Annotated in this window: 20 protein-coding genes and 1 tRNA gene; 3 read left to right on the forward strand and 18 right to left on the reverse strand. The window is 69.8% G+C overall.

Going from position 1 to position 24,756, the window contains the following annotated elements; genetic code table 11:
* Positions 1–9: 9 nt before the first annotated feature.
* From ACAV_RS03870 to ACAV_RS03895, 6 genes are all read right to left on the reverse strand, one after another.
* Positions 10–2,961, reverse strand: coding sequence for a ribonucleoside-diphosphate reductase subunit alpha (locus ACAV_RS03870; RefSeq protein WP_013593269.1), 2,952 nt, complete (start codon positions 2,959–2,961; stop codon positions 10–12).
* A gap of 368 nt (positions 2,962–3,329) precedes the next feature.
* Entirely contained in the window at positions 3,330–3,965 is a 636-nt protein-coding gene (ampD, locus tag ACAV_RS03875) for a 1,6-anhydro-N-acetylmuramyl-L-alanine amidase AmpD (RefSeq protein ID WP_013593270.1), read from the reverse strand.
* Complete coding sequence (locus tag ACAV_RS03880) at positions 3,952–5,433, reverse strand: sigma-54-dependent transcriptional regulator (RefSeq protein WP_013593271.1); 1,482 nt, start codon at positions 5,431–5,433, stop codon at positions 3,952–3,954. Before ACAV_RS03880 ends, ampD begins: the two co-directional genes overlap by 14 nt.
* A gap of 20 nt (positions 5,434–5,453) precedes the next feature.
* The gene (locus ACAV_RS03885; RefSeq protein ID WP_013593272.1) at positions 5,454–7,163 is read right to left on the reverse strand and encodes a sensor histidine kinase; all 1,710 of its coding nucleotides are present in this window, start codon (positions 7,161–7,163) and stop codon (positions 5,454–5,456) included.
* 8 nt (positions 7,164–7,171) lie between these two features.
* Positions 7,172–7,399 (reverse strand): PP0621 family protein, encoded by a 228-nt coding sequence (locus ACAV_RS03890; RefSeq protein ID WP_013593273.1) that lies wholly within the window; start codon positions 7,397–7,399, stop codon positions 7,172–7,174.
* Positions 7,396–8,193 carry a cytochrome C assembly family protein gene (locus ACAV_RS03895; protein WP_013593274.1) on the reverse strand — a complete coding sequence of 266 codons (798 nt, stop codon included), beginning with the start codon at positions 8,191–8,193 and terminating at the stop codon, positions 7,396–7,398. Before ACAV_RS03895 ends, ACAV_RS03890 begins: the two co-directional genes overlap by 4 nt.
* Before the next feature lie 80 nt (positions 8,194–8,273).
* Here ACAV_RS03895 and ffh point away from each other — a divergent pair, with 80 nt between their 5' ends.
* Entirely contained in the window at positions 8,274–9,653 is a 1,380-nt protein-coding gene (ffh, locus tag ACAV_RS03900; RefSeq protein ID WP_013593275.1) for a signal recognition particle protein, read from the forward strand.
* Between the two features lie 145 nt (positions 9,654–9,798).
* Here the strand turns inward: ffh and mdoH are convergent, their stop codons facing one another.
* The 6 genes from mdoH to ACAV_RS03930 form a co-directional block, all read right to left on the reverse strand.
* Entirely contained in the window at positions 9,799–11,883 is a 2,085-nt protein-coding gene (gene mdoH / locus ACAV_RS03905) for a glucans biosynthesis glucosyltransferase MdoH (protein ID WP_013593276.1), read from the reverse strand.
* Positions 11,884–12,175: 292 nt separating this feature from the next.
* The gene (locus ACAV_RS03910) at positions 12,176–13,591 is read right to left on the reverse strand and encodes a sigma 54-interacting transcriptional regulator (RefSeq protein ID WP_013593277.1); all 1,416 of its coding nucleotides are present in this window, start codon (positions 13,589–13,591) and stop codon (positions 12,176–12,178) included.
* A gap of 13 nt (positions 13,592–13,604) precedes the next feature.
* Positions 13,605–14,372, reverse strand: a complete 768-nt coding sequence (locus ACAV_RS03915) for a hypothetical protein (RefSeq protein WP_013593278.1) — start codon at positions 14,370–14,372, stop codon at positions 13,605–13,607.
* Positions 14,362–15,822, reverse strand: coding sequence for a sensor histidine kinase (locus tag ACAV_RS03920; protein ID WP_011794030.1), 1,461 nt, complete (start codon positions 15,820–15,822; stop codon positions 14,362–14,364). The genes ACAV_RS03915 and ACAV_RS03920 overlap by 11 nt, the downstream gene beginning before the upstream one ends.
* A 13-nt stretch (positions 15,823–15,835) precedes the next feature.
* Positions 15,836–17,185: a tRNA (N6-isopentenyl adenosine(37)-C2)-methylthiotransferase MiaB gene (gene miaB, locus ACAV_RS03925; RefSeq protein ID WP_013593279.1), complete on the reverse strand. Its 1,350-nt coding sequence runs from the start codon at positions 17,183–17,185 to the stop codon at positions 15,836–15,838.
* A gap of 123 nt (positions 17,186–17,308) precedes the next feature.
* Positions 17,309–17,764 carry a hypothetical protein gene (locus tag ACAV_RS03930; protein WP_081463104.1) on the reverse strand — a complete coding sequence of 152 codons (456 nt, stop codon included), beginning with the start codon at positions 17,762–17,764 and terminating at the stop codon, positions 17,309–17,311.
* Between the two features lie 117 nt (positions 17,765–17,881).
* On the opposite strand from ACAV_RS03930, the gene ACAV_RS03935 reads away from it, so the two are divergent.
* Positions 17,882–17,958, forward strand: a tRNA-Met gene (locus tag ACAV_RS03935).
* Between the two features lie 56 nt (positions 17,959–18,014).
* The gene (locus ACAV_RS03940; protein WP_013593281.1) at positions 18,015–18,440 is read left to right on the forward strand and encodes a GNAT family N-acetyltransferase; all 426 of its coding nucleotides are present in this window, start codon (positions 18,015–18,017) and stop codon (positions 18,438–18,440) included.
* Here ACAV_RS03940 and ACAV_RS25225 read toward each other — a convergent pair.
* The 6 genes from ACAV_RS25225 to ACAV_RS03965 form a co-directional block, all read right to left on the reverse strand.
* Positions 18,437–18,811 carry a DUF3325 family protein gene (locus tag ACAV_RS25225; protein WP_081463105.1) on the reverse strand — a complete coding sequence of 125 codons (375 nt, stop codon included), beginning with the start codon at positions 18,809–18,811 and terminating at the stop codon, positions 18,437–18,439. The genes ACAV_RS03940 and ACAV_RS25225 overlap by 4 nt on opposite strands.
* A complete protein-coding gene (locus ACAV_RS03945; RefSeq protein WP_013593282.1) occupies positions 18,769–20,310 on the reverse strand; it encodes a PepSY-associated TM helix domain-containing protein in 1,542 nt (513 codons plus the stop codon). The genes ACAV_RS25225 and ACAV_RS03945 overlap by 43 nt, the downstream gene beginning before the upstream one ends.
* Entirely contained in the window at positions 20,307–20,606 is a 300-nt protein-coding gene (locus tag ACAV_RS03950) for a hypothetical protein (protein ID WP_013593283.1), read from the reverse strand. The genes ACAV_RS03945 and ACAV_RS03950 overlap by 4 nt, the downstream gene beginning before the upstream one ends.
* On the reverse strand, positions 20,606–23,116 hold the full coding sequence (locus ACAV_RS03955; RefSeq protein ID WP_013593284.1) for a TonB-dependent receptor: 2,511 nt from the start codon (positions 23,114–23,116) through the stop codon (positions 20,606–20,608). Before ACAV_RS03955 ends, ACAV_RS03950 begins: the two co-directional genes overlap by 1 nt.
* An 88-nt stretch (positions 23,117–23,204) precedes the next feature.
* Positions 23,205–24,236: a FecR family protein gene (locus ACAV_RS03960; RefSeq protein ID WP_041828560.1), complete on the reverse strand. Its 1,032-nt coding sequence runs from the start codon at positions 24,234–24,236 to the stop codon at positions 23,205–23,207.
* Complete coding sequence (locus ACAV_RS03965; RefSeq protein WP_013593286.1) at positions 24,233–24,748, reverse strand: sigma-70 family RNA polymerase sigma factor; 516 nt, start codon at positions 24,746–24,748, stop codon at positions 24,233–24,235. The genes ACAV_RS03960 and ACAV_RS03965 overlap by 4 nt, the downstream gene beginning before the upstream one ends.
* Positions 24,749–24,756 lie beyond the last annotated feature (8 nt).

A 24,756-nucleotide genomic window follows, 5' to 3' on the forward strand; every position in this document is an offset into this window, starting at 1 on the left:
GCATTCACATCACTGGCAGGCTTCGCAAGTGGGGTCGTCGATGGCGCAGAACTTCACGTCGGTCGCAGGCAGCGCGGCGGCCTGCGATTGCGCTGCGGCGGCGGCCGCATCGAGCGCGCCGGGGCGTGCGGTGCCGCTGCCGGCGGCCTGCATCGCGCCGTCGCTGCCCGACGAAACGGCGTTGAGCTGGCGCGTGTTCACGGTGCTCATCTCGACGTGCGTCGCGCTCTGCGTGCGCAGGTAGTACGTGGTCTTGAGGCCGCGCACCCAGGCGAGCTTGTAGGTCTCGTCGAGCTTCTTGCCGGAGGCGCCGGCCATGTAGATGTTCAGGCTCTGCGCCTGGTCGATCCACTTCTGGCGGCGCGATGCGGCTTCCACCAGCCACGTGGGCGCCACTTCGAAGGCCGTGGAATACAGCGCCTTGACGTCCTGCGGCACGCGGTCGATCGGGTGCAGCGAGCCCTTGAAGTGCTTGAGGTCCATGACCATCACGTCGTCCCACAGGCCCAGGCGCTTCAGGTCGCGCACGAGGTAGCCGTTGATGACGGTGAACTCGCCCGACAGGTTCGACTTGACCGACAGGTTGCCGAAGGACGGCTCGATCGACGCATCCACGCCGACGATGTTGGAGATGGTGGCCGTGGGGGCGATGGCCACGCAGTTGGAGTTGCGCATGCCGTCGCGGGCGATCTTCTGGCGCAGCGCGTCCCAGTCGAGGCTGGTGGCGCGGTCCACTTCCACGTAGCCGCCGCGGGCCTTCTCCAGCAGGTCGAGCGTGTCGATCGGCAGGATGCCGCGGTCCCACAGCGAGCCGGGGTAGCTGGAGTACTTGCCGCGCTCCTGCGCGAGCTCGGTGGAGGCCCAGTAGGCGTAGTAGCAGATCGCTTCCATCGAGCGGTCGGCGAATTCCACCGCGGCCTGCGAGGCGTAGGGAATGCGCAGCTCGTACAGGCTGTCCTGGAAGGCCATCAGGCCCAGGCCCACGGGGCGGTGGCGCATGTTGGAGTTGCGCGCCTTCTCGACCGCGTAGTAGTTGATGTCGATCACGTTGTCGAGCATGCGCATGGCCGTGGAGATGGTCTTGCGCAGCTTGGCGTGGTCGAGCTCCTTGCCGTTCGGGCCGTCCTTCAGGTGGCGCACGAGGTTGACCGAGCCGAGGTTGCACACGGCAGTTTCGGCGTCGCTGGTGTTGAGCGTGATCTCGGTGCAGAGGTTGGACGAGTGCACCACGCCGGCGTGCTGCTGGGGCGAGCGCACGTTGCAGGCGTCCTTGAACGTGATCCAGGGATGGCCGGTCTCGAACAGCATCGTGAGGATCTTGCGCCACAGGTCGGTGGCCTGCAGGGTGCGCGAAGGCTTGATCTCGCCGCGCGCGGCCTTCTCTTCGTAGGCGACGTAGGCCTTCTCGAAGTCGGCGCCGAACAGGTCGTGCAGGTCCGGCACGGAGGAGGGCGAGAACAGCGTCCAGGTGCCCTTTTCCATCACGCGGCGCATGAACAGGTCGGGGATCCAGTTGGCCGTGTTCATGTCGTGTGTGCGGCGGCGGTCGTCGCCGGTGTTCTTGCGCAGCTCCAGGAACTCCTCGATGTCGAGGTGCCAGGTTTCCAGGTAGGTGCAGACGGCGCCCTTGCGCTTGCCGCCCTGGTTCACGGCCACGGCCGTGTCGTTCACCACCTTGAGGAACGGCACCACGCCCTGCGATTCGCCGTTCGTGCCCTTGATGTGCGAGCCGAGCGCACGCACGCGGGTCCAGTCGTTGCCCAGGCCGCCCGCGAACTTGGAGAGCAGGGCGTTTTCCTTGATGGATTCGTAGATGCCGTCGAGGTCGTCGGGCACCGTGGTCAGGTAGCAGGACGAGAGTTGCGAGCGCAGCGTGCCGCTGTTGAAGAGCGTGGGCGTGCTCGACATGAAGTCGAACGACGACAGCACTTCGTAGAACTCGATGGCACGGGCCTCGCGGTCGGGCTCGTTCAGCGCCAGGCCCATGGCCACGCGCATGAAGAAGCACTGGGGCAGCTCGATGCGGGTCTTGCGCACGTGCAGGAAGTAGCGGTCGTACAGGGTCTGCAGGCCCAGGTAGTCGAACTGCTGGTCGCGGCCGGCATCGAGCGCGGCGCCCAGGCGGGCCAGGTCGTACTGCAGCAGGCGGGGATCGAGCAGTTCGTTGTCCACGCCCTTCTGGATGAACTGCGGGAAATAGGCGGCATAGGCCGGGCCCATGTCGGCGGGCACCACGTCCTGGCCCAGCACCTCGCGCACGATGGTGTGCAGCAGCAGGCGGGCGGTGGCGTAGGTGTAGTCGGGGTCCTTCTCGATCAGCGTGCGCGCGGCCAGGATGGAGGCCTTGTACACCTCGTCCATCGGGACGCCGTCATACAGGTTGCGCAGCGTCTCGGCCACGATGGGCGCGGCGTGCACGTCCTGGCCCAGGTTGGCGCAGGCGGAGTCGATCAGGCCGCGCAGGCGGGCTTCGTCCAGCGGCACGCGCTGGCCGTTGTCGATCACGTGCAGCACCGGCGTGGAGGGCACGGGCTGGCGGTCGTGCTGCTGGTGCGCGCGCTCCTGGGTGCGGCGCTCGCGGTAGAGCACATAGGCGCGGGCGACTTCATGGTGGCCGCCGCGCATGAGGCTCAGCTCCACGTTGTCCTGCACGTCCTCGATGTGGAACGTGCCGCCGCCCGGACGCGAGCGCATGAGCGCACGCACCACGGACTGGGTCAGGGTGTCCACCGTCTCGCGCACGCTGGCCGAGGCCGCGCCCTGGGTGCCGTGCACCGCGAGGAAGGCCTTCATCATGGCCACGGCGATCTTCTGCGGCTCGAACGGCACGACCGCGCCGTTGCGGCGGATGATCTGGTAATGCGAGAGCGGGTGGCCGCCGGCCGCGGGCTCGGTGCCTTGCGCCGTGGGCGTCTGGTCGGGTGCGGTCGTGGCGGATGAAGGGCTCAGCGCAGGCTGCATACAGGAAACCTCGGTGGATGGGGTGGCAGAAAAAGGACGGTGGTGTAGGCGCACACCGCCAGTTGATTGCGTAATGCGAAACGCTATAGGTAGTGGTCACATGACTACCTGGGCACTACATGTAGTGTATCTCTTGAAATTCGATGCGTGTAGCCACGCGATGTTTCCATGCGTTGGCACGCGGGTGGGGAGGCGGTCCTGCAGGCCGCGCCGGATGGTGGTTCCGGCGTGCGGCGCAAGGCCTGGCGCGTGTTGCGGGACCGGAGCGCGGTGCGGGCCGGCGCCAGTGCTGGTGGGGCGCAAGGGGAGCGAGTGTCGCGATTTGCCTTCGTCCGCGCCAGCGCTTCGGGAAAACCCTTGCTCGCCGGTCAGAAGGGCTTGACTTGCGGCGGGAAGGCGATGCGCGGGTTGCCGAACCGGGACTGCAGTTCGTGCCAGTCGAACCCCGGCCCGGGGTCCCGCTTGCGTCCGGGCGCGACGTGCTCGTGGCCCGCGACGTGGGCCACGGGGTAGCGTTGCGCGATGTCCCGGCACAGCGTGCCGAGCGCCTCGTACTGGGCGGGCTCGAAGGTGTCGCCTTCCAGGCCTTCCAGTTCGATGCCGATCGAGTCGTCGTTGCAGTTGTCCCGGCCCCGGTAGGCGGACGGGCCCGCATGCCAGGCGCGGTCGCCGCAGTCCACGAACTGCCACAGCCGCCCGCTGCGCTCGATGAAGAAGTGGGCCGATACCTGTAGGCCGCGGATGCCGGCGTAGTAGGGATGCGCATCCCAGTCCAGCGCATTGGTGAAGAGGCGCTGGACTTCGCCGGTGCCGTACTCGCCCGGGGGCAGGCTGATGGAATGCACCACGATGAGATCGATGGCGGCCCGGGCGGGGCGGGGCCCGAAGTTCGGCGAGGGCAGGGCCGTGGCGGGCAGGTACCAGCCGCCGTTCCAGCGCGGGCCGGCCTCGCCCGGGCCGCTGCCGGGCCCCGGGGCATCGTTCATCAGGTCAGGAGGCTGCATGGTCGTCCGGCGCGTCGTCGTCCTGCGGCGTGGCGATGGCCAGGCGGTCGATGCGGTAGCGGATCTGCCGCAGGCTGATGCCCAGGCGCGCGGCGGTGGCCGTGCGATTGAACCCGTGCTCGCGCAGGGCGCGCACCAGGATCTCGCGCTCCTGCTGGTCGAGCCAGCCCTGCAGGTCGCTGGGCAGCGGCACGTGGGCCGCGGGGAGCGGATCCGCGGTGCCGGCAGGCGCTTCGGAAGTCTCGGACGCCGGGGCTGCGTGCCGCGGCGCGTGCGGCGTGCCGGCAGCGGCATCCGCCGGGCATTCGATGTGCAGTTCGCCGCCGTCGCTCAGCGCCACGGCGCGGTGCAGCAGGTTTTCCAGTTCGCGTACGTTGCCGGTGAGCGGGTGCCGGGCGATGTCCGCCAGGGCCTCGCCGGTCAGCGGGGGCGCGGGCAGGCCGGTCTCCGCGGCGATGCGGTCGAGCAGCGCGGCGCACAGGGCGGGAAGGTCCTCGCGGCGCTCGCGCAGCGGCGGGATCACGACCTCGATCACGTTGAGGCGGTAGTAGAGGTCCTGCCGGAAGCGCCCCGCCTGCACGTCGGCGGCGAGGTCGCGATGGGTGGCGCTGACGATCCGCACGTCCACGGTGTCTTCCTGGGTGGACCCCAGCGGGCGCACGCTGCGCTCCTGGATGGCGCGCAGCAGCTTGGCCTGCATGGACAGGGGCAGGTCGCCGATCTCGTCGAGGAAGAGCGTGCCTCCGCGGGCGGCCTGGAAGTAGCCGTCCCGGTCCTGGCTGGCGCCGGTGTAGGAGCCCTTGCGCGCGCCGAAGAACTCCGCCTCCAGCAGGTTCTCGGGGATGGCGCCGCAGTTCACGGCCACCAGCGGGCCGTCGGCGCGCTGGCTGCAGCCATGCAGTGCGCGGGCGACGAGTTCCTTGCCGGTACCCGATTCGCCCCGGATCAGCACCGGGGCCATGCTGCGCGCGACCTTGGCGATGCGCTGCTTGACGTTGCGCATGGCCTCCGAGTCGCCCACGAGCGGATCGAGACCGGACAGGCTGGCGGCCCCCGGCGGGCCGGGCCGCGCGGAGCGGGGCGGCGGCACGCCGCCCGTGCCCTGCACGGCCGAGGCGACCACGGAGCGGAACTGCTTGAGGTCCACCGGCTTGGTGAGGTAGTCGAACGCACCGGAGCGCAGCGCCTCGACGGCGTTCTCCGCAGAGCCGTAGGCGGTCATCACGACGCAGCGCTCGCGCCGTTTCTGCTGGCGGATCTCCTGCAGCAGCTCCATGCCGAAGCCGTCCGGCAGGCGCATGTCGGTGATGACGGCGTCGAACCGCCGGGTCTGGAGCTGCCGGCGCGCCTCCTCGACGGTCGCCGCCGTTTCCACGCGATAGCCCTCGCGCAGCAGCGTGAGCTCGTAGAGCGTGCGCAGGTCGGGCTCGTCATCGACGACCAGGATGGTGGCGGCGGGGGCGTTCATGGCGGAGCGGGCAGGCAGTGTCAGACGACGATTGTGTCAAACAGCGTGGACGACGGCCCGCCCGGCCTGGCGGCGCGGCGGAAGGCCACCGTGAATGCGTTGCCGCCGATGGCGCCGCGCTCCAGCACCCGCGTGAGCCGCTGGTAGCCGACGGAGGCGCCATGGCGCTGGCAGAGTTCGCGGCAGATGTAGAGGCCCAGGCCGCTGGAGCGGCTCTCGGACGAGAAGAACGGCTCGAACAGGTGGCGCTCCACGGTCTTGTCCAGCGGCGCGCCATCGCTCCAGACCTGCAGGTGCGCCTGGCCTCCGGCATTGGTATAGGTGGAGATGCACAGCGAGTCCGGCTCGGCGCCCATGTAGCGCAGGGCGTTGTCCAGCAGGTTCACCAGCACGCGCCGCAGGTGGTCGGCATCGAATTCCACCTGCATGCCCGCCGCATGCAGCGACAGCTGGGCGCGGCGGCTGTGCGGGTGGTGCGACTGCCAGTCCCGGCAGACCTGGGCCACCGAGTCGTCCAGCGGCAGCGTGCCGGCGGGGGCATGGTCGATCTGGTGCTGCACGCGTGCGATGTCCAGCACCTCTTCCGCGATGCGGGCGAGCCGGTCGGCGTTCTGCTGCACCATGTGGGCGAGGCGCCGGTGCGCCGGGTCGGACAGGTCTTCTTCCAGCAGCGCGTTGGCTTGCACGATGGCGGCCAGGGGATTGCGGATCTCGTGGGCCACGGCGGCGGACATGCGGCCCATGGCGGCCAGCTTCTCGGTGCGCAGGCGCGCCTCCATCTCGCGCAGGTCGTGCAGGAACATGACGCACATCTGCGCACCCCCGGTGTCGAGCGCGATCAGGGGCGAGGCCGTGAGCCAGGTCCGCACGTGCAGCGCGAGCGGGCTCTGGCCCGGCTGCAGGATGTCCACGTCGGCGCCCTGCGGCTGCGCCAGGCGGAAGGTCTGCCGGGCCATGTCGAGCAGGGGGGCCCACGACGGCGAGCTCGTGAGCGGGAACGGCGGGGCGGGCTGGGGCGATTCGCCGAGCAGCAGCAGCGCGGCCGGGTTGGCGAGGCGGACGGTGTCGCGGCCGTCCACCACGATCACGCCGTCGGAGAGGTGGTCGATCACGAGCGCGCTCACCTGCTCCTGCAGCTTCGCGGCGAGCTGGCCTTCCAGCGCCAGTTGCTGCTCGCGGTGCAGGCGCGTGGCCAGCTGGTGGACGAGGTACGCGACGATGAAGTAGCCGGTGCCCGTCAGCGCGGCCTGGAAGTAGCGCTGCGTCGATTCGGCCGTGCCCGCGCCGCCCAGCCACCAGGTCCAGGCCAGCAGCAGCAGGGTGGCGGCCGCGGTCGTGCCCAGGGCCAGGGTGAGGGTGCCCAGCACGCCCGCCATCAGGATGGGCAGGCCGAACAGGGGCGTGTAGTTCATCGCGCCCGACTGCAGCATCTGGAGGCTGGCGATCAGCGCCAGGTCCACCCCGATGGTGGGCAGCCAGCGGATGCCGGCTTGCGGCGGGGGCGGCTTCTCGCCCGAGATGGCCAGCGTCATCACCGCCGCCAGCAGGTAGAGCGTGCACAGCCCGGTCAGGGCCGGGCCGGCGCCCTGGTTGAAGGCGAAACCCAGGGCCTGCAGCAGCAGCAGGGCCACGGCCACTACCACGCGGCCGGCGAGGAAGCTGGTCCACAGGCGTGCGAACGGCGGATCCGCCACGGGCACCTGCAGGGTGGAGTGGGACCACTGGGACACGCGGCGGCCTAGCGGGGGCCCAGGCGCTGGTGCTCCGGGCCGCAATAGGTGTGCCCGCCGTGCGCGAGCGCCTGCGAGGTCGGCACGTGCACGCCGCAGTGGGCACAGGGCACCATGTCCTGCGGCTTCGCCAGGCGGGCGCGGGCCTCGGTGCCGGCCACCTGGCCGCGCCGCGCGCCGCCGCGCCACAGCCAGAAGGCGACGGCCAGCACGAGCAGCAGCACGAGGTATTTCACAGCGAGCGCCCCAGCACCACTTCGAGCACGAAGCGCGATCCCACGTAGGCCAGCAGCAGCAGGCCGGCCCCGGCATAGAGCACGCGCACCGCGATGCGGCCGCGCCAGCCGAACCGGGAGCGCCCGATGAGCAGCACGGCGAAGGTGAGCCACGAGAGCACGGAGAACACGGCCTTGTGGTCCCAGTTCCATGCGCGGCCGTAGAGCGTTTCGCCGAACAGCAGGCCCGCCGCGAGCGTGGCGGTGAGCAGCACGAAACCGGCCACGACGAAGCGGAAGGTGAGCCGCTCCAGGGTGAGCAGGGGTACCCCGCTGCGCGGATCCGCCGCCTGGCGGATGCGCCGCTCGGCGCGGGTCATGAGCCAGGCGTGCACGACGGCCGCGGCGAAGAGGCCATAGGAGGCGATGCCCAGGGCGAGGTGCAGCGGCAGCCAGGCCGAGGCGTTGACGTGCAGCGGCTGCCCGGGGAACACCAGGGCCAGCAGCACCGCCGCGGCGCCCAGGGCGGCGAGCATCCAGCGCGTGCGCATCTGCGGGAAGACCTGGTGCTCGATCGCATAGACGGTGAGCACGAGCCAGGCCGTCATCGAGAGCGCGGGCGCGAAGCCGAAGCGGGGCGTGTCGCCCAGCAGGCTCCAGGCCAGCACCGCGGCGTGCAGCACCCAGGCCACCCACAGCGCTGCGCGGCCGCGTTCCGCGCCGATGCGGGCGGCCGCAATGGCCGGTACCGCGTAGGCCAGCGCCGCGCCCAGGGAGAGCAGCCAGTGGGCGGGGGAGACGCTGGGTAAAATCATGGGCCCACAGTTTAGCCCGCCGCTGCCCCGGCGGCCCGGCCCGGATGCAGCGTCCGGCCCGCCCAACCGGAATACGTCCCATGGCATCCGCCCTCACCGAAAAACTCTCCCGGCTCGTCAAGGAGATGCGCGGCCAGGCCCGCATCACCGAATCCAACGTGCAGGACATGCTGCGCGAGGTGCGCATGGCGCTGCTGGAGGCCGACGTGGCCCTGCCGGTGGTGCGCGACTTCATCGCGCGCGTGAAGGAAAAGGCCCTGGGCCAGGAAGTGCTGGGCTCGCTCAAGCCGGGGCAGACGCTGGTCTCCATCGTGAACCGCGAGCTGGCCGCGACCATGGGCGAGGGCGTGTCGGACATCAACCTCGCCGCCCAGCCCCCGGCCGTGATCCTGATGGCGGGCCTGCAGGGCGCCGGCAAGACGACGACCACCGCCAAGCTCGCCAAGCACCTGATCGAGAAGCGCAAGAAGAAGGTGCTCACCGTCTCCGGCGACGTGTACCGCCCGGCGGCCATCGAGCAGCTCAAGACGGTGACGAAGCAGGCGGGTGCCGAATGGTTCCCCAGCACGCCCGACCAGAAGCCCCTGGACATCGCGCGCGCCGCGATCGACCACGCCCGCCGCCACTATTTCGACGTGCTGCTGGTCGATACGGCCGGCCGCCTCGCGATCGACGAGGCGCTCATGAACGAGATCAAGGAACTGCACGCGGCCCTGAACCCGGTCGAGACGCTGTTCGTGGTCGATGCGATGCAGGGCCAGGATGCGGTGAACACCGCCAAGGCCTTCAAGGAGGCGCTGCCGCTCACCGGCATCGTGCTGACCAAGCTCGACGGCGATTCCCGCGGCGGCGCGGCCCTGTCGGTGCGGCAGGTGACGGGTGCGCCCATCAAGTTCGCTGGCGTCTCCGAGAAGATCGACGGCCTGGAAGTGTTCGATGCCGAGCGCCATGCCGGCCGCGTGCTGGGCATGGGCGATATCGTGGCCCTGGTGGAGCAGGTGAGCGCGGGCGTCGACCTGGAGGCCGCGCAGAAGCTGGCCGCCAAGGTGAAGAGCGGCGACGGCTTCGACCTGAACGACTTCCTCGGCCAGTTGCAGCAGATGAAGCAGATGGGCGGCATCTCCAGCCTGATGGACAAGCTGCCCTCGGAGCTGATGGCCAAGGCCGGCCAGGTGGACATGAACAAGGCCGAGAAGGACATCCGCCGCAAGGAAGGCATCATCCAGAGCATGACCGCCCAGGAGCGCCGCAAGCCCGAGATCATCAAGGCCACGCGCAAGAAGCGCATCGCGGCCGGCGCGGGCGTTCAGGTGCAGGAGGTGAACCGCCTGCTCAACGAGTTCGACCAGATGCAGGGCATGATGAAGAAGATGAAGGGCGGCGGCCTCATGAAGATGATGAAGAAGATGGGCGGCATGAAGGGCTTCGGCGGAGGCGGCATGCCCAAGCTGCCGTTCTGATCCTCTTTTGCCTGCTCCATGCCGAAGCCCCGCCACCGCGGGGCTTTTTGCTGGGCCGCGCACGGGCGCCCGCCCATGAAAAAAGCCGGCCCAGAGGGCCGGCTTGAAAGTGCGCGCCGTGCGCGCACGAGGGGCAATCGGTGCCTCAGGCCGCCTTGAGCAGCGGCGCGGGCTGGCGCAGCGGGCCGCCGTTCTTCAGCTGGGTGGCGTGCATCCAGGCGCGGCGCAGCACCGGCGGCGACCAGGCCTCTTCGGGGATGAGCAGCAGGCGCTGGGCGCGCAGGGTGCGACCGAGGGCGATCTGGCTGGACAGCACGACCAGGGGAATGGCCATCACCAGCGGCAGGCCCACGGGCATCAGCCAGACGAGCGCGGTGGGATCGATCAGCGCCACGCCCACGCCCAGCAGGGCGATCACGAGGCTCATCGGGGCCAGCTGGCGCAGGGCGTCCTTCCAGGGCACGGCATTGGCTTCGCGGGGAGGCGACTTCCAGTCGAGCTTGAGGCCGGTCAGGGCGACGATCACGAACAGCGAGTGGCCGAGCATGCGGATGGGCGCCTGCAGGATGGCCATGGCGCTTTCCAGGGCGGCGCTCTTGAACACGCTGGCCGTGCCGCCGTATTGCTTCTGCTCGCCCTTCATGAGGATGGCGGCCACGCCCAGCACGCGGGGCAGGAACAGCATGCACAGCGTCCACGCCCACAGCGCCATCAATTCGCCGGGCAGCACGTTCCAGTCGGCCACCAGACGGGCGCCGGACAGCCACAGCACGGTGCCGAAGGTGATGAAGGCCAGCCACAGGGGGGCCGAGAGATAGGCCATGGCGCCGGTCACGAACATGGCGCGGTGCACGGGGTGGATGCCGGGCTCGGCCATCAGGCGGGCGTTCTGCAGGTTGCCCTGGCACCAGCGGCGGTCGCGCTGCAGTTCGGACAGCAGGTCCGGCGGTTGCTGTTCATAGCTGCCCACCAGGTCGGACACCAGCCACACGTGGTAGCCGGCACGGCGCATCAGCGCGGCCTCGACGAAGTCGTGGCTCATGATGCCGCCGCTCATGCCGCCCGTGCCCTTGATGGGGGCCAGGGCGCAGTGGTCCATGAAAGGCTTCACGCGGATGATGGCGTTGTGGCCCCAGTAGTGGGATTCGCCGAGCTGCCAGAACTGCATGCCCAGCGTGAACAGCCGGCCGGTGACGCGCGAGGCGAACTGCTGGGCACGGGCGTGCAGCGTGACGTGGCCGATGGCCTGGGTGGCGGTCTGGATGATGCCGGCACGCGGATGGGCTTCCATGAGCTTGGCCATGGAGACGATGCAGTCGCCGCTCATCACGCTGTCGGCGTCGAGGACCACCATGTACTTGTAGTCCTTGCCCCAGCGGCGGCAGAAATCGGCCACGTTGCCGGCCTTGCGGTGGCTGCGGCGGGTGCGCAGGCGGTAGTACACCTCGACCTGCGGCTGGTTGGCGTTGGCGGCCAGCACGGCGCGCAGTTCTTCCCAGGCGGCGCGCTCGGCGGCGGCGATTTCGGGGTCGTAGCTGTCGGAGAGCACGAAGACGTCGAAGGTCTTCGCATGGCCCGTGGCGGCCACCGATTCGCAGGTGGCGCGCAGGCCGGCGAACACCGTGGCCACGTCCTCGTTGCAGATCGGCATGATGATCGCGGTGCGGGCGTCGGGGCTCAATACGTCGTTGCGGACGCTTTTCGCCGACAGGGCGTGGCGGTCGCCGCGCAGCATCACCCAGAAGCCCATCATGGCCGTGAGGAAGCCGGTCACCACCCAGGTGGAGAGCAGGGCGAAGAGGGCGAGCTGGCCGTATTCGAGCCAGGCGCTGTCATAGCTGGGCTGCACGCCGGCGAAGAGCGTCGTGGCCAGGGCGCTGGTGGCGAGGGCCAGCAGCAGGAAGATGTTGCGGCGCTGGCGGGCGGCGCGCTCCCAGGGCTCCTGCGGCGCGGCGGGTGCCGTGGCGGGGGAGGCCTTGCGGCCATTGAGGCGCATCAGCACGGCGGTGCCGATGCTGTTCCAGAAGCCGCGCCAGGGCAGAGGCGCCATGGAGCCGCGATGCACGGGCGGTGCGGTGAGCGAATTGGGATGGCGGTCTTCGCGCAGGGTGCTGCGCGACGATTCCACCGGTCGGGGGTAGCGTGCGCCACGGCGCGCCACCACGGCGGGAGCGGGCGTGCCCGCGGTGTTGCGGGGCGCGGCTGCCGGTCGGGAGGATAGGGATTCCATGGTTGTGCTCACTCGGTTGTGGTGTTCCAGGAAGACAGGTGCGTAACCCTCTCGCGAACGCGTTGCGGCCGGTGTCGGCGCAGCGCTGGAGGGGGAGTAGGCCTGTGGCATGCGAGCAATAGGGCAAACCCTGTGCCAGCCTGGAAAAATCCTTTTGCATCAAGGACTTATGAGCGAGAAGCCATGTAAGTAGTTGTGCGGAGGGCCTGGAGGGCCCCGAAACCCCGGTTTTTGTCGCAAACCAGCGACCACCGAGACCGGTGAAAAGGAAAATTCCTTTTGAATCAATGACTTATTCTTGTCGCTCTTCGGCGACATCGTCTGGCGAAGCCCCGTCGCTCTTGAACTGGCCCGGCGTCAGCGCGTGCTTTTGCAGCAGGCGGTAGAACTCGGTCCGGTTGCGCTGCGCCAGCCGCGCGGCATCGGCGACGTTGCCATCGGTCATCTTCAGCAGGTCCACCAGGTATTCGCGCTCGAAGCGCTGGCGCGCCTCGGTGAAGCTCAGCACCTGCGCGGTGGGCGTGCGCAGCGCGCGCTGCACGAGGCCCAGCGGCACCAGGGGCGTGGTGGAGAGCGCGCAGGCCTGCTCCACCACGTTGTAGAGCTGCCGCACGTTGCCGGGCCAGGGCGCCGCCGTGAGCGCCTTGAGCGCTTCCGGCGAAAAGCCCGACAGGCGCTTGTCGTACTTGCGCGCGAGCTGGTCGAGGAAGTGGTTGGCCAGCAGCGGGATGTCCTCGCGGCGGTCGGCCAGGGTGGGCAGCGTCAGCGTGACCACGTTGAGGCGGTAGTAGAGGTCTTCGCGGAACTGGCCGGTGGCCATGGCGGCCTCCAGGTCGCGGTGCGTGGCGGAGACGATGCGCACGTTCACCGGCGTGGCCTGGCTCGCGCCGACGGGGCGCACGGCGCGCTCCTGCAGCACGCGCAGCAGCTTGACCTGCAGCGCGGGCGGCATGTCGCCGATTTCGTCGAGCAGCAGCGTGCCGCCGTCGGCCGCCTGGAACAGGCCCTTGTGGTTGCTGTGCGCGTCGGTGAAGGCGCCCTTCATGTGGCCGAACAGCTCGGACTCCAGCAGGGCCTCGGGGATGGCGCCGCAATTGACGGCCACGAAGGGCCGCGCCGCGCGGGGGCTGGCCCGGTGGATGGCGCGCGCCAGCAGTTCCTTGCCGGTGCCGCTGTCGCCCAGCAGCAGCACGCTGGCGTCCGACTGGGCCACCATGCGGGCCTCGGCCAGCAGGTCGGCCATGCGGTTGGAGCGGCTCACGATCTCGGCGCGCCAGGTGCTGTCGGCCTGGGGCGTCCGCGTGGCGGGCGCGCTCAGCGCCAGGGCCTGCGCGATCTTGTCGAGCAGGTCCTTGGCGTCGTAGGGCTTGGTGAGGTAGGTGAACACGCCGCGCGCCGTGGCCTCCACGGCATCGGGAATGGTGCCGTGCGCGGTGAGCAGGATCACGGGCAGCGAGGGGTGGCGCGAGCGAACCTCGTCGAACAGGGCCAGGCCGTCGCGGCCGGGCAGGCGCACGTCGCTCAGCACGAGTTGCGGGCGGCTGGTCTCCAGCTGGGCGAGTGCGGCTTCGGCGGACGGTACGGCCGTGATTTCATAGCCGGCCGCGTTCAGGCGCAGCGACAGCAGCCGCAGCATGTCGGCATCGTCGTCCACCACGAGGATGCGTGGGCGGGGCGCGGAGGTTTTCGTCGGGGGCGTGGCGGGCATGCTCGGGGCCGGTTCAGCGGGGGGATTCGGTCGGTGCGGGGTGCGCGGCCCGGCCGTTGCCGGGGGCGCCCGGGCGGGCATTGAGGCTGCGCTCGATGGCGCGCATCGCCTCCAGGCGCTCGTTCAGCTGGTCGATGCGGCGCTGCCCGTCCTTGAGCTGCTGCGACTGGCGGTCCAGCTGGTCTTCCAGCCGGCGCTGCTGGAGCAGGCGGTTCTCGAGCAGCCGTGCCAGCGGCTGCAGCGATGTTGCGGCCGGCCGGTTGTCGGACAGCAGCTTCTGCACCAGGCCCAGCGAGCGCGCGGTGTCGGCCGGCTGCCGCGTCTGCAGCAGCACCAGGGCCAGCTGGAACGATTTTTCCGGGGGGCTGCCGGCATTGGCCTGGGCGTCCGACAGGCGGGCGATCTCGGCCATGAGTTCGGGCGGCGGCAGGCTGCGGATGCGGTCGGCGTACAGCAGCATCTGGCGCGGCAGCGAAGCGGGTGGACGGGCGGACTCGGCATTTGCCGGGGCGCTGCCCTCCGCGGACGGCATGCCTGCGGCGTCCGCGTCGGGTTTGTCCGGCTCCTCCGCGGGCGCGGGAGAGGGTTCCGGCACGGCAGCGGGGACTGCCGGCACCGGTTCGGCCGGCGCGGGCTCGGGCGCGGCAGCGCAGCCGGCCAGCAGGGCCAATGCGGTCGCTATTGCCAGATGCGTCAGGTGCGCCAGGTGCGCCCCTGCGGGGCGCGCGGCACCGGCGCGGGGGCGTGCGCCATGGCGCGGCAGCGGATGATCAGGAGGCATGGGGCAGTTCGATGCGGAAGGGTGTACGTTCGCCGGCTTCGACGAGGCTCACGCGTCCGCCATGGGCGGCGACGTACTCCTGGACGATGGACAGGCCGATGCCGGTGCCGCGCGCGGCGTCTTCCGGCTGCCGCACCCCCCGGTAGAAAGGCTCGAAGATGCGGGCACGGTCATTTTCATGCACGCCGGGGCCTTCGTCGGTCACATCGATGCGGATGCGGTCTTCGAAACGTATGAGTTGAATCAGAATCCTGCCACCCTGGGGCGAGAAACGGATCGCGTTGGAGAGCAGGTTGCCCACGGCCGAGGCGATCTTCTCGGCGTCCACCGGCAGCGTGACGGGCCTTCCTTCGACCACCACGTCGAGCTTGCGGGCCTGCCACTGCAGGCGCTGGGTCTCGACCTGGGCCTCGATCAGCGCCAGCAGGTCGGTGGGCGCGCGGTGCAGCTGGCGGGCCTCGAAGGCCGCGGCGTTGAAACGCAGCAGGGCCTCGATCTCGCCCTGCAGCACCAGGGTATTCTGGTGCAGGATGTCCACCACCTCGCGCTGGCCCGCGCCCAGTTCGCCGGTCACGCCGTCCTGCAGCAGGGCGACGCCCTCGCGCATGGAGGCCAGGGGGGTCTTGAGTTCGTGGGAGATGTGCCGCAGGAACCGGGCCTTGTCGGCGTCCAGCTCCAGCAGCCGCACGCGCAGCCATTCGAGCTGCTGGCCCACGCGGCGGATGTCCACCGGACCGGGGATCTCCACGGACTGGGCCAGTTCGTTCTCCCCCAGCAGGCGGATGGCGTGCTCCAGGCGCTTGAATGGCCGGGCGAGCCAGATGCCCAGGGCCAGGGCAAGCACGAGGGCCAGTACGATCACCCCGACCACCTGGTGGGTCACCTCGCGGCGGCTGGCTTCGATCTTTTCCTGCAGTTCGGCGCTGCGGCGGGTGTTGATGTCCTGTACGGACTGGGCAATGGCACCGTTCACGCCGTCGAGTTCCAGGAAGAGCCCGGCCACGGCGCGCTCGTTGTCCAGCGAGAGGGCCGGAGGACCGTCCAGCAGCGCGGTGACCTGGGCGAGGTGGGCGCGCCATTGCGCGGCGAGTTCGGGTGGCAGGCCCTTGGTTTCCAGGCGCTGCAGGATCTCGTGCGCCTCGCGCGAGATGTCGTCGAAGCGGCGGCGCAGCGAGCGGTCGGCCAGCACCAGCGATTGCCGGGCGGCGCGCTCCAGCGTCTGGCCGCGGGCGTTCAGGCTCTGGGCCGCGGCGTTGAGCTGGATGGCCTCCGCCGCGCCGTTGCGGCTCTGGACCATGAGCTGCTCCAGCGTGAAGATGGCGCGCAGCGAACTGGCGCCCTGCAGCCCGGCGATGAGCAGGAAGGCCAGCAGCAGCATCTGCTGGAACGACAGTCCCCCGAGGGCGGCGACGCCCTGCTGGCGGCGGAAGAGGCGCGCGGCGAAGCCCATGCGGCCCTCTGCCTCAGTGCGCGGCCAGCGCGCCGTGGTCCGCCGTGACCACCTCGCCGCGCAGCGTGTAGGCCTTGGCTTCGGTGATGGTGACATCGACCATCTGCCCGACGAGCCGCGGGTGGCCCGCGAAGTTGACCACGCGGTTGCATTCGGTGCGGCCCATGAGCTCGCTGCCGTCGCGTTTGGACGCGCCTTCCACCAGGATGCGCTGCACGGTGCCCACGCGGCTTTCGCTGATCGACTTGATGTTGGCGTTGATGACGGCCTGCAGCTCCTGCAGGCGGCGCAGCTTGACCTCGTGCGGCGTGTCGTCGTGCAGGCTGGCGGCGGGCGTGCCGGGGCGGGGGCTGAAGATGAAGCTGAAGCTGTTGTCGAAGTGGATGTCGTCGATGAGCTTCATCATCTTGCCGAAGTCGTCCTCGGTCTCGCCGGGGAAGCCCACGATGAAATCGCTGCTCATGGCCAGGTCGGGCCGGATGGCGCGCAGCTTGCGGATGGTGCTCTTGTATTCCATGGCCGTGTAGCCGCGCTTCATGGCCATCAGGATGCGGTCCGACCCGTGCTGCACGGGCAGGTGCAGGTGGCTGACCAGCTTCGGGATGCGCGCGTAGGCGTCGATCAGGCGCGGCGTGAACTCGTTGGGGTGGCTGGTGGTGAAGCGGATGCGCTCGATGCCCGGGATGTCGGCCACGTATTCCAGCAGCAGGGCGAAATCCGCCACCTCGGCCGTGCCGCCCATTTTGCCGAGGTAGGCGTTCACGTTCTGGCCGAGCAGGGTGACCTCCTTCACGCCCTGGTCGGCCAGGCCCGCGACCTCCACCAGCACGTCGTCGAACGGGCGGCTGACTTCCTCCCCGCGGGTGTAGGGCACCACGCAGTAGCTGCAGTACTTGCTGCAGCCTTCCATGATGGAGACGAAGGCGCTCGCGCCCTCGACGCGCGCGGGCGGCAGGTGGTCGAACTTCTCGATCTCGGGAAAGCTGATGTCCACCTGCGGGCGGGCCAGGGCCTCGCGCTGCGCCAGCAGCTCGGGCAGGCGGTGCAGGGTCTGGGGGCCGAAGACCACATCGACGTAGGGTGCGCGCTTGATGATCTCGTCGCCCTCCTGGCTGGCCACGCAGCCGCCCACGCCGATCTTCACGCCGCGCGCCTTCAGGTGCTTGAAGCGGCCCAGGTCGCTGAAGACCTTTTCCTGCGCCTTCTCGCGCACGGAGCAGGTGTTGAACAGGATCAGGTCGGCCTCTTCGGCGTTCTGCGTGGGCTCGTAGCCCTGGGCGGCATGCAGCACGTCCACCATCTTGTCGGAGTCGTACTCGTTCATCTGGCAGCCGAAGGTTTTGACGAAGACTTTTTTGGCCATGGCGGGAAATTCCGGAAAAGGGAGGGGCGGCGCCGTGCGGGCGCCGGATCCGGGCCGCGCGGGAGCGGCCGGGACATGGGGAGGGGGTGGGAACGGCGATGGCCGCCGGAGCGGCCAGTGCGTTCAGCTGCCGGAGCCGAACAGCGAATCGAAGAAGGAGCCGCCGCCGCTGCCCTTGCGGGGCACGGCGGCCTCCGCCTTGGTGAGGATCCACACGGTGTGCAGCAGGCCGGTGGCGGGCTCGATCGTGTAGTTGACGGTGAACGACTGGCCGATCACCGAGTGGGCCATCACCAGCGTGTTCTGCGGGCTGAAGATGCGCAGGCCGGGCGCCATGCGGACGGTGCTGCCATTGAGCTGGGCCTCGGCCGTGCTGAGGACCACCAGGGTGCCGCGCTGGGCGGCCTCGGGAAAGTTGCGCACGCCGCCCATGCCGGGCTGCACCTGCTGCGCGGCGGCCGGAAAGGCCATGAAGACCGGGGCGGCCGCGCCGAGGGCCAGGAGCAGGGCGGCCGCGCGGGGCATGGAGGGGAAGGGAATGCGGTTCGTGGGGGGCTTGCAGCGGGTCATGGTGTTCATCCAGGGGCTGAAGCGTGGAATTCTACGGCCCGGCCTGCTGGAGACGCCTGCCGGCCTGGCCCGCGGCTGCAGGAAGTTGTTGTGCGCTCTGAAAAAAGCGCTATACTTGAGGGCTCAGGCGCTTTAGCTCAGTCGGTTAGAGCGATGGAATCATAATCCACAGGTCCGCGGTTCGAATCCGTGAAGCGCCACCAGACACAAAAAGCCTTGCAGGTCCAAAGCCTGCAAGGCTTTTTTCCTGGAGCCCTGCATGACGATCTCCATCCGGCCTGCCACCGTTTCCGACTTCGATGCCATCGCCGAAGTGTGGGAAGCCTCCGTCCGGGCCACGCACCATTTCCTGCCCGTGTCCGAGATCGAGGCGCTGCGCCCCGTGCTGCGCGAGCAATATCTGCCGGCGGTCGATCTGCAGGTCGCGGTCGGCGCCGATGGCGGGATTGCCGGGTTCATCGGCACGGCGGCCGGAAAGATCGAAATGCTGTTCATCGCCCCGGCCGCGCGGGGCTCCGGGATCGGCTCCGCGCTGATGGAGCGCACCGACGCGCCGGAGGTGGACGTGAACGAGCAGAACACCCAGGCCCTGGACTTCTACCGGCGCCGGGGCTTTCAGGTCGTGGGCCGCTCGCCGCTGGACGGGCAGGGCCGTCCGTATCCGCTGCTGCATCTCCGGCGCTAGGGAGAGCCCTGGCAACGCAGATGGCCGAAGGTTGCCAGTGCCAGGCGCCCCATCCGTCGAGGCGCCCAGACCAGCAAGGCCATGAGGCCGAAGCCGCTGGAACTCCACAAAGTGGCCCAGAGCAATGTTCCCATGGCGATGCCGTCGGCAGCGGCGCACGCAAGCCATGCCAGCGCCCCCAGTCCTGCCGAAACGATTCGCAGGCCCGCAACCGATCTGCTGGATATGGGTGTGGGCAAAGTGTCCTGCACCCGCCGGGTCGCCAGGTACAGCAGCCACCATGCGGCGCCCAGGCAGGCCGCTGCGCAGGCTGTCAGCGCGCCCCCGCTCATGCGGCGGCACTTCCGCGTGCCATGCGCTGCGCAGACCATGCTGCCACGGTGGCCAGCAGCAGCAACATGATGTCCACCCCGACCACCGCTGCCGGCGTGCGCGACCACGACGCGCCGTAGGCGCCCGTCGTCAGCGCATTCAGCACCACGCAGACCAACGCGAGGCCGGAGATGGCCATGGCCTGATCGCGCCAGGCCTTGGGACCACGCACCAGCGCAAGCGCCAGGCAGGCCAGCCAGGTGCCGTAGAACGTTGCGGCCTCCAGTTCCGCACGCGCCAAGCCCATGGCATGCGCTGCATCAGGGAGCAGGCGATTGGCAGCGAGGAAGGCCAGCGTGGCCACCACGGTGCCGGTCGTGCCGGCGACGCAGAGCGACTCGACCAGGCGCCAGCGCAGGCCCGGTGGCGTGCGCGCGCGCCGTGCTGCCAGCCAGTGCACCAGGCCGCTCGCGATGAGCACGCAGCCCGAAAGTCCCAATCCGAAGTACAGCCAGCGCAGCAGCGGATGCTCGAACTGGATGAAATGCAGGCCCGAGATGAAGCGCTGCACGCCCATGGCCGGCGCCGCCTCGAAGCGGTGCAGGGGGCGGCCGGTGGCGGCGTCGAAGAAAAGCTGGTCCAGGTTCATCGATACTTCGCGCGCATAGGAGCGGCGCAGCTCCACCGTGGCATGCCGGTCGCCCGGGTTCCACACGCGCAGGAAGTACGGCTCCGCTCCCGCGCCCCAGGTGCGGCGTGCCGCGTCGGCCATGGCGTCCAGCGATGCCATGGGGGCTGTCGCCGGACCTGCGCGCGGGCGCTGGTAGCGGCCATAGCCGTCGGCCTGCAAGGCGGCGCGGGCCTGGGGGCCGTCGCCGTAGACGCCTACGTGCGCCTGCGGAAAGTACAGCGACCAGAAGATCACCAGCCCCGACATCGTGATCGCCACATGGAAGGGCAGGCCCATCACGCCCGTGACGTTGTGCAGGTCCAGGCTGCTGCGAGGCAGCCGGCTGCGCGGCCGGAAGGTGAAGAAGTCCGCCAGCAGGCGGCGGTGGATCACCACGCCTCCCACGAGCAGCACCAGCATGCCCATGCCGGCCAGGCCCACCAGCCACTTGCCCAGGTCCTTCCAGTCCCAATGCAGGCCATAGTGGAACGGGAAAATGAAGCCGCTGGCGCCCCAGGTCTCCGGTGCGGGCAGCACGGCCAGCGTGGCCGCATCCAGGTAGCGCTGGCCACGCACGCCGTCCGGGCCTTGCCAGGACAGGCGCAGCACGGGCGTGCGTGGCGTGGCCCAGTCGATGCGCCATTGGCGCGCGCCGGCCGGCACCAGCGCCTGGACGACGGGCTGCAGCGCGTCCAGCGGCGGCGGGCGGTGCGGCGCCGGCAACCGGGTGGCGGGCATCATCCAGCGGTCCAGTTCCCGGTCGAACACGCTGAGCGTGCCCATCCAGAAGACGACCAGCAGCAACACTCCCAGCACGATGCCGCACCAGGTGTGCACACCGGCCATGCGCTTGCGCCAGCTGGCAGTGGTAGCCGGGGCCGCGTTCATGCAGGCATGCCCGGTTGCAGCCACCAGCCCGCCGCGGCACAGCCCGCGGCGGCCAGGCCCAGCACGCCGGCCAGGCGCAGCAGCCGGGGGCATGCCAGCGCCCAGAGCAACACGCCCAGGTAGGCCGGAAAACCCAGCATGGCGGCCGCCACGACGGCATCGGACGGCGCCAGCCCGCCGCGGGCCAGCGCGCTGGCGGTGGCCACGATCGCCAGATGCACCACGCCATAGCCGCCAGCCACGGCCACCACTGTACGTGCCGCGGTGCATGCCACCGTCACTGCGCTGTAAGCCATCAGAAGTCCAGCGAATAGCCCAGCGTCAGCGTGCGGCCGCGGCCCGCGAAGTAACGCAGCGGCTCCACCAGCGCGCTTTGCGAGTAGTAGGTGATGTAGTCGCGGTTGAACAGGTTGGCCACGGCCAGCCGCAGCCGGCCCTTGGGCAGCCGGTACTGCACGCTGGCGTCCACCAGCGTGTAGCCGCTGAAATTCATGGCCGGGTTGTCGAAGGTGCGGCTGAAGGCACGCTGCACCTGCACGAAGGACGAGAGCTGTTCATTCCATTGCGCCGTCCAGCTGGCCACCAGCCGGTCGGGCGCGATATTCAGGCCGTCGAGCCGCGCGTCCAGGTGGCCATCGCCGTTGCTGTCGTAGCGGCCCTTGGTGCGCGAATAGGCCAGCCTGGCCTTGTGGGCGCGGTTGACCTGCCAGCCCAGGCTGGCCTCCAGCCCGTCGATGCGGTTCTTCTCGCGTGCGAGCATGAAGGCCTCGTTCACCCGCAGCACCCGCGTGCCGTAGTCGGAGGACGACCGGAACCAGCTGGCCTCGGCGTCCCAGGCACCGCGTTTCACGCGCGTGCCCAGTTCGACGCTCTGGGTGACGATGGGGCTCAGGCTCTTCATGTCGTCCACGCTCTGGCCCGGCGTGTTGATGGACCGCAGCACGCGACCCACGTCCGGCATGCCGAAGCCTTCGGAATAGCTGGCATAGACGTTCCAGTCCTTGGCGGGCTCGAAGACGATGCCGGCGTTGTAGAGCGTCTCGTCGAAGTCGAGCGTGCCGCCCTGCACCGCCACGCGGTTGTAGGCCGCCAGCGTGCGGTAGCTGTCGATCTTCAGGTCCGCGGATTCCCTGCGCACGCCGCCGTGCAGCGTGACCTGGTCGAGCAGCCGGTACTCACCCTGCAGGAAGAGCGACAGGTTGCGGTATTCCGATTCGGGCACGTAGGTACGGCCGGTACCGAACAGGTCCTGCTTGCCCTTGTCCACCAGCGTGTCGAAGCCGCCGGTGAGCTTGAGCCGGCTGTCCAGAAGGTCGGCCTTGGTCAGCGTGACCTTGGTGCCCAGCTTGGATGATTTGGCGCGGGACTGGTCCACCAGCGTGCCGCGCGGCGCGATCAGCGGGTCCTGGAAGGTGGCCGAGCGGTCGCCGCCGAACAGCGCCTCGAACTCCTGGCTGAACGCCAGGGCCGACAGCTCCATGCCCGCCAGGTTGTAGTGGTTGTAGGTGATGGCCGAGGTCTGGACCTCGTTGAAGGGCGGCGCACCCGCTGGCGTGCCTTCGATGGAGGTGGTGGGAATGCCGCGCGTGCGGTCGCCCGCCACGCCGATGTAGTGGGCCTGCGACTTGATGCGGTAGCGGTTGATCGACAGTTGCAGCCGCTGGTCGTCGTCGAGCCAGTAGCCCAGCTTGCCCAGCACGTCATAGCTGCGCGCATCCATCAGGTCGCCCTGGGTGTTGTCCGCGCCGATGCCGCGGCCCTGCGCGTCGCGCCACAGGCCCTGGTCCTCGGCGGCGATGGAGAACAGGTAGTCCAGCCTGTCCTGCCGGCCATTGGCGCTGTAGGCCATCTTGGTGGACAGGCTGTCGCTGCCGCCGTGCCCGGCGGGCATGGTGGCCTGCATGTCCACGTGCTGGTTGAGCGCACCGTTCTCGGGGCGCTTGGTGATGAGGTTGATGGTGCCGCCCGTGGCGCCCAGGCCGTTGATGGCGTTGGCGCCCTGCACCACCTCCACCCGGTCGATCATGGCGAAGTCGATGGTGTGCGCCTCGCGCCCGGTGGGCCGGATGGGGTTGGACTGCGGCACGCCGTCCACCAGGATCAGCGGCGTGCGGCCCCGCAGCGTCTCGCCGCTGCCGTTCATCTTGCCGCGGCTGGGCGTGTACGACGGGATCAGGTTGCTCAGCACGTCCGACGAATTGGTGGACAGCGACAGCTGCTGCTCGATCTGCGCGCGCGTGATGACCTGCACCGTCTGCGGCGCCTTCTCGGCCTCCATGTTGGAACGCGAGGCCGACACGGTCACCGTTTCCAGCGTGTCGCGGCCCTCTGCCGTGCGGACTGCCGGGGCGGCCTCCGCCGCGGCACTGGCAGGGGCGGCCGCGCCGGCGGTCACGGTCTGCGCCGGGGCCGCCTGGGCGCCCGTGCGGTCCCGCCCACCGGCCGCGGGCGCCGCGGCAGGCAGTGCAGGCGCGAGCCCATAGCCGGCACCGACCTTCCGGATGGCGTAACCGCTGCCCTGGAGCAGTTGCGCGAAGCCTTCTTCCACGCCATAGCGGCCCTGCAGGCCGGCGGTGGTGGCTCCGGCCACCCGGCTGGCATCCACGGCCAGCGATACGCCCGCCTCTTGCGCGAAGCGGTTGAGCGCCGGGCCCAGCGCGCCGGGCGGGATGTCATAAGACTGAACCACGGCGGAGGCGTCGGACTGGGCGTGGACCGCAGGAGACAGCGCCGCCAGGGCCAGGGTCAGCGACAGTGCCAGGGGCGGGAGGCCGCCGCGCGGGCTGGAACGCATTGAGTCGCGCATGTTGGGAGATCCTTTGTTCATTGGGTTCACAGCCCTTGACGGGCCAGAACGCAAAACCGGAACCTCTTCACGCAAAAAAATGTGCTGCTCAGGACGCCGCCGCCAGGCCCACCCATACCCAGCGCGAGGCGAGCGACCGTACCCGCAACTGCGGGAAGGTCTGCTGCAGCAATTGCAACGCCTGCCCAGTGTCATCGAGCGGCAGCACGCCCGTCATGCGCACCGTTGACAGTGCAGCCCGGTCGAAGTGCAGGCTGCCCGTGTGGTGGCGGGCCAGTTCGTCCAGTACCTCGGACAGCGGCCGGTCATCCACCACCAGTTGATGGCGGCGCCAGCCTTGCTCCACGCCTTGCGGGTCCAGCCGCTCGACGCGGCCCACGCCGGCATCGCCCAAGGTCACGCGCTGGCCCGCGCTGACTTCCACGGCCTCGTGGCTGCCGGACTGCCACTGTTGCGGCGTCTGGACCGCCACGCGCGATTCGAGCATTTCCACCCGTACGCCGGCCGCGTCGTAGGTCACGGTGAAACGGGTGCCCAGCGCACGCACCCGGCCCAGCGGCGTCTGCACGTAGAAGGGCCGCGACGCGTCGTGCGCCACCTGCACCAGGACGCTGCCGCGCAGCAGTTCCACCACGCGCTGCTGCGCATCGAGGCGCCAGCGCAACGCGCCCGCGCCGCTCAGCGTGAGTTGCGAGCCATCGTCGAGCACCTGGTGGCGCCACTGTCCTTCGGTGCTGCGCAGGTCGGCCAGTTCTTGTGCCCAGGGGCTGGCGGGGTGGTCGCGCAGCAGCCACCACGCGGGCAGGGCCAGCACCGCGGCCAGCGCCAGCGCACTGCCCCACCGTGCGGCGCGCTGGCGGCGGCGCAGTTGCGATGCCGCCAGCATCGCCGCGTGCGCGGCCTGGCCGCCCCCGGGAGCCTGCCCGCGTACCGCCTGCATCTGGTCGATGAAGGCTTCCATGCGCGCTGCCGCCTGCGCGTGGCGGCGATCCTGCGCCTTCCAGGCCGCAAAGCCGGCCTGGGCCCGGGCGCGCTCTTCCGCGTCGTCGCTGCCCAGGCGCACCATCCATTCGGCGGCCTGTTCAGTGATGGCGGCAATCTCGTGTGGCAAGGTGCTCACCCGTCCACTGCCTGGTGGCAGCACACCAGCGCCTGGACCAGGTACTTCTGCACCATGCGGGTGGACACGCCCAGCGCGGCCGCCACCTCCGCATGCGGCAGCCCTTCCAGGTAATGCAGCAGAAAAGCCTGCTGCGCCCTGGCCGACAGGTCCTGCAACGCGGCCTCGATGCGCACCAGCGCCTGTATCGTCTCCACCACCTGCTCGGTCGAAGGTCCGCCATCGGTGCCAGCCACCACGGCCAGCGCGTCCAGGTAGGCCTGCTCGATCACGCGGCGCCGCGCCTCGTCGATCAGCAGGCGCCTGGCGGTGGTGACCAGGTAGGCGCGGGGCTCGCGCAGCGTCGGCAGCACCGTGGGCGTGCCCAGGATGCGCAGAAACGTGTCATGGGCCACATCGGCCGCCTGGTGTCCGCAACCGAGCTTGCGGCGCAGCCACGCCAGCAACCATCCATGATGTTCGCAATACAGCGCACTGACATGCTGCTGCAGCGCCGTTTCCACGGCTGCCATACCCCGAC

The organism is Paracidovorax avenae ATCC 19860 (genome assembly GCF_000176855.2).
GTDB lineage: Bacteria > Pseudomonadota > Gammaproteobacteria > Burkholderiales > Burkholderiaceae_C > Paracidovorax > Paracidovorax avenae.

Coding starts and splice junctions, on each gene's coding strand:
- miaB (WP_013593279.1), bottom strand. CDS start 17,185: ATGGCCAAAAAAGTCTTCGTCAAAACCTTCGGCTGCCAGATGAACGAG.
- ACAV_RS03955 (WP_013593284.1), bottom strand. CDS start 23,116: ATGCGCGACTCAATGCGTTCCAGCCCGCGCGGCGGCCTCCCGCCCCTG.
- ACAV_RS03880 (WP_013593271.1), bottom strand. CDS start 5,433: ATGAACGCCCCCGCCGCCACCATCCTGGTCGTCGATGACGAGCCCGAC.
- ACAV_RS03965 (WP_013593286.1), bottom strand. CDS start 24,748: ATGGCAGCCGTGGAAACGGCGCTGCAGCAGCATGTCAGTGCGCTGTAT.
- ACAV_RS03940 (WP_013593281.1), top strand. CDS start 18,015: ATGACGATCTCCATCCGGCCTGCCACCGTTTCCGACTTCGATGCCATC.
- ffh (WP_013593275.1), top strand. CDS start 8,274: ATGGCATCCGCCCTCACCGAAAAACTCTCCCGGCTCGTCAAGGAGATG.
- ACAV_RS03930 (WP_081463104.1), bottom strand. CDS start 17,764: ATGAACACCATGACCCGCTGCAAGCCCCCCACGAACCGCATTCCCTTC.
- ACAV_RS03910 (WP_013593277.1), bottom strand. CDS start 13,591: ATGCCCGCCACGCCCCCGACGAAAACCTCCGCGCCCCGCCCACGCATC.
- mdoH (WP_013593276.1), bottom strand. CDS start 11,883: ATGGAATCCCTATCCTCCCGACCGGCAGCCGCGCCCCGCAACACCGCG.
- ACAV_RS03870 (WP_013593269.1), bottom strand. CDS start 2,961: ATGCAGCCTGCGCTGAGCCCTTCATCCGCCACGACCGCACCCGACCAG.
- ampD (WP_013593270.1), bottom strand. CDS start 3,965: ATGCAGCCTCCTGACCTGATGAACGATGCCCCGGGGCCCGGCAGCGGC.
- ACAV_RS25225 (WP_081463105.1), bottom strand. CDS start 18,811: ATGGTCTGCGCAGCGCATGGCACGCGGAAGTGCCGCCGCATGAGCGGG.
- ACAV_RS03920 (WP_011794030.1), bottom strand. CDS start 15,822: ATGGGCTTCGCCGCGCGCCTCTTCCGCCGCCAGCAGGGCGTCGCCGCC.
- ACAV_RS03945 (WP_013593282.1), bottom strand. CDS start 20,310: ATGAACGCGGCCCCGGCTACCACTGCCAGCTGGCGCAAGCGCATGGCC.
- ACAV_RS03915 (WP_013593278.1), bottom strand. CDS start 14,372: ATGCCTCCTGATCATCCGCTGCCGCGCCATGGCGCACGCCCCCGCGCC.
- ACAV_RS03950 (WP_013593283.1), bottom strand. CDS start 20,606: ATGGCTTACAGCGCAGTGACGGTGGCATGCACCGCGGCACGTACAGTG.
- ACAV_RS03895 (WP_013593274.1), bottom strand. CDS start 8,193: ATGATTTTACCCAGCGTCTCCCCCGCCCACTGGCTGCTCTCCCTGGGC.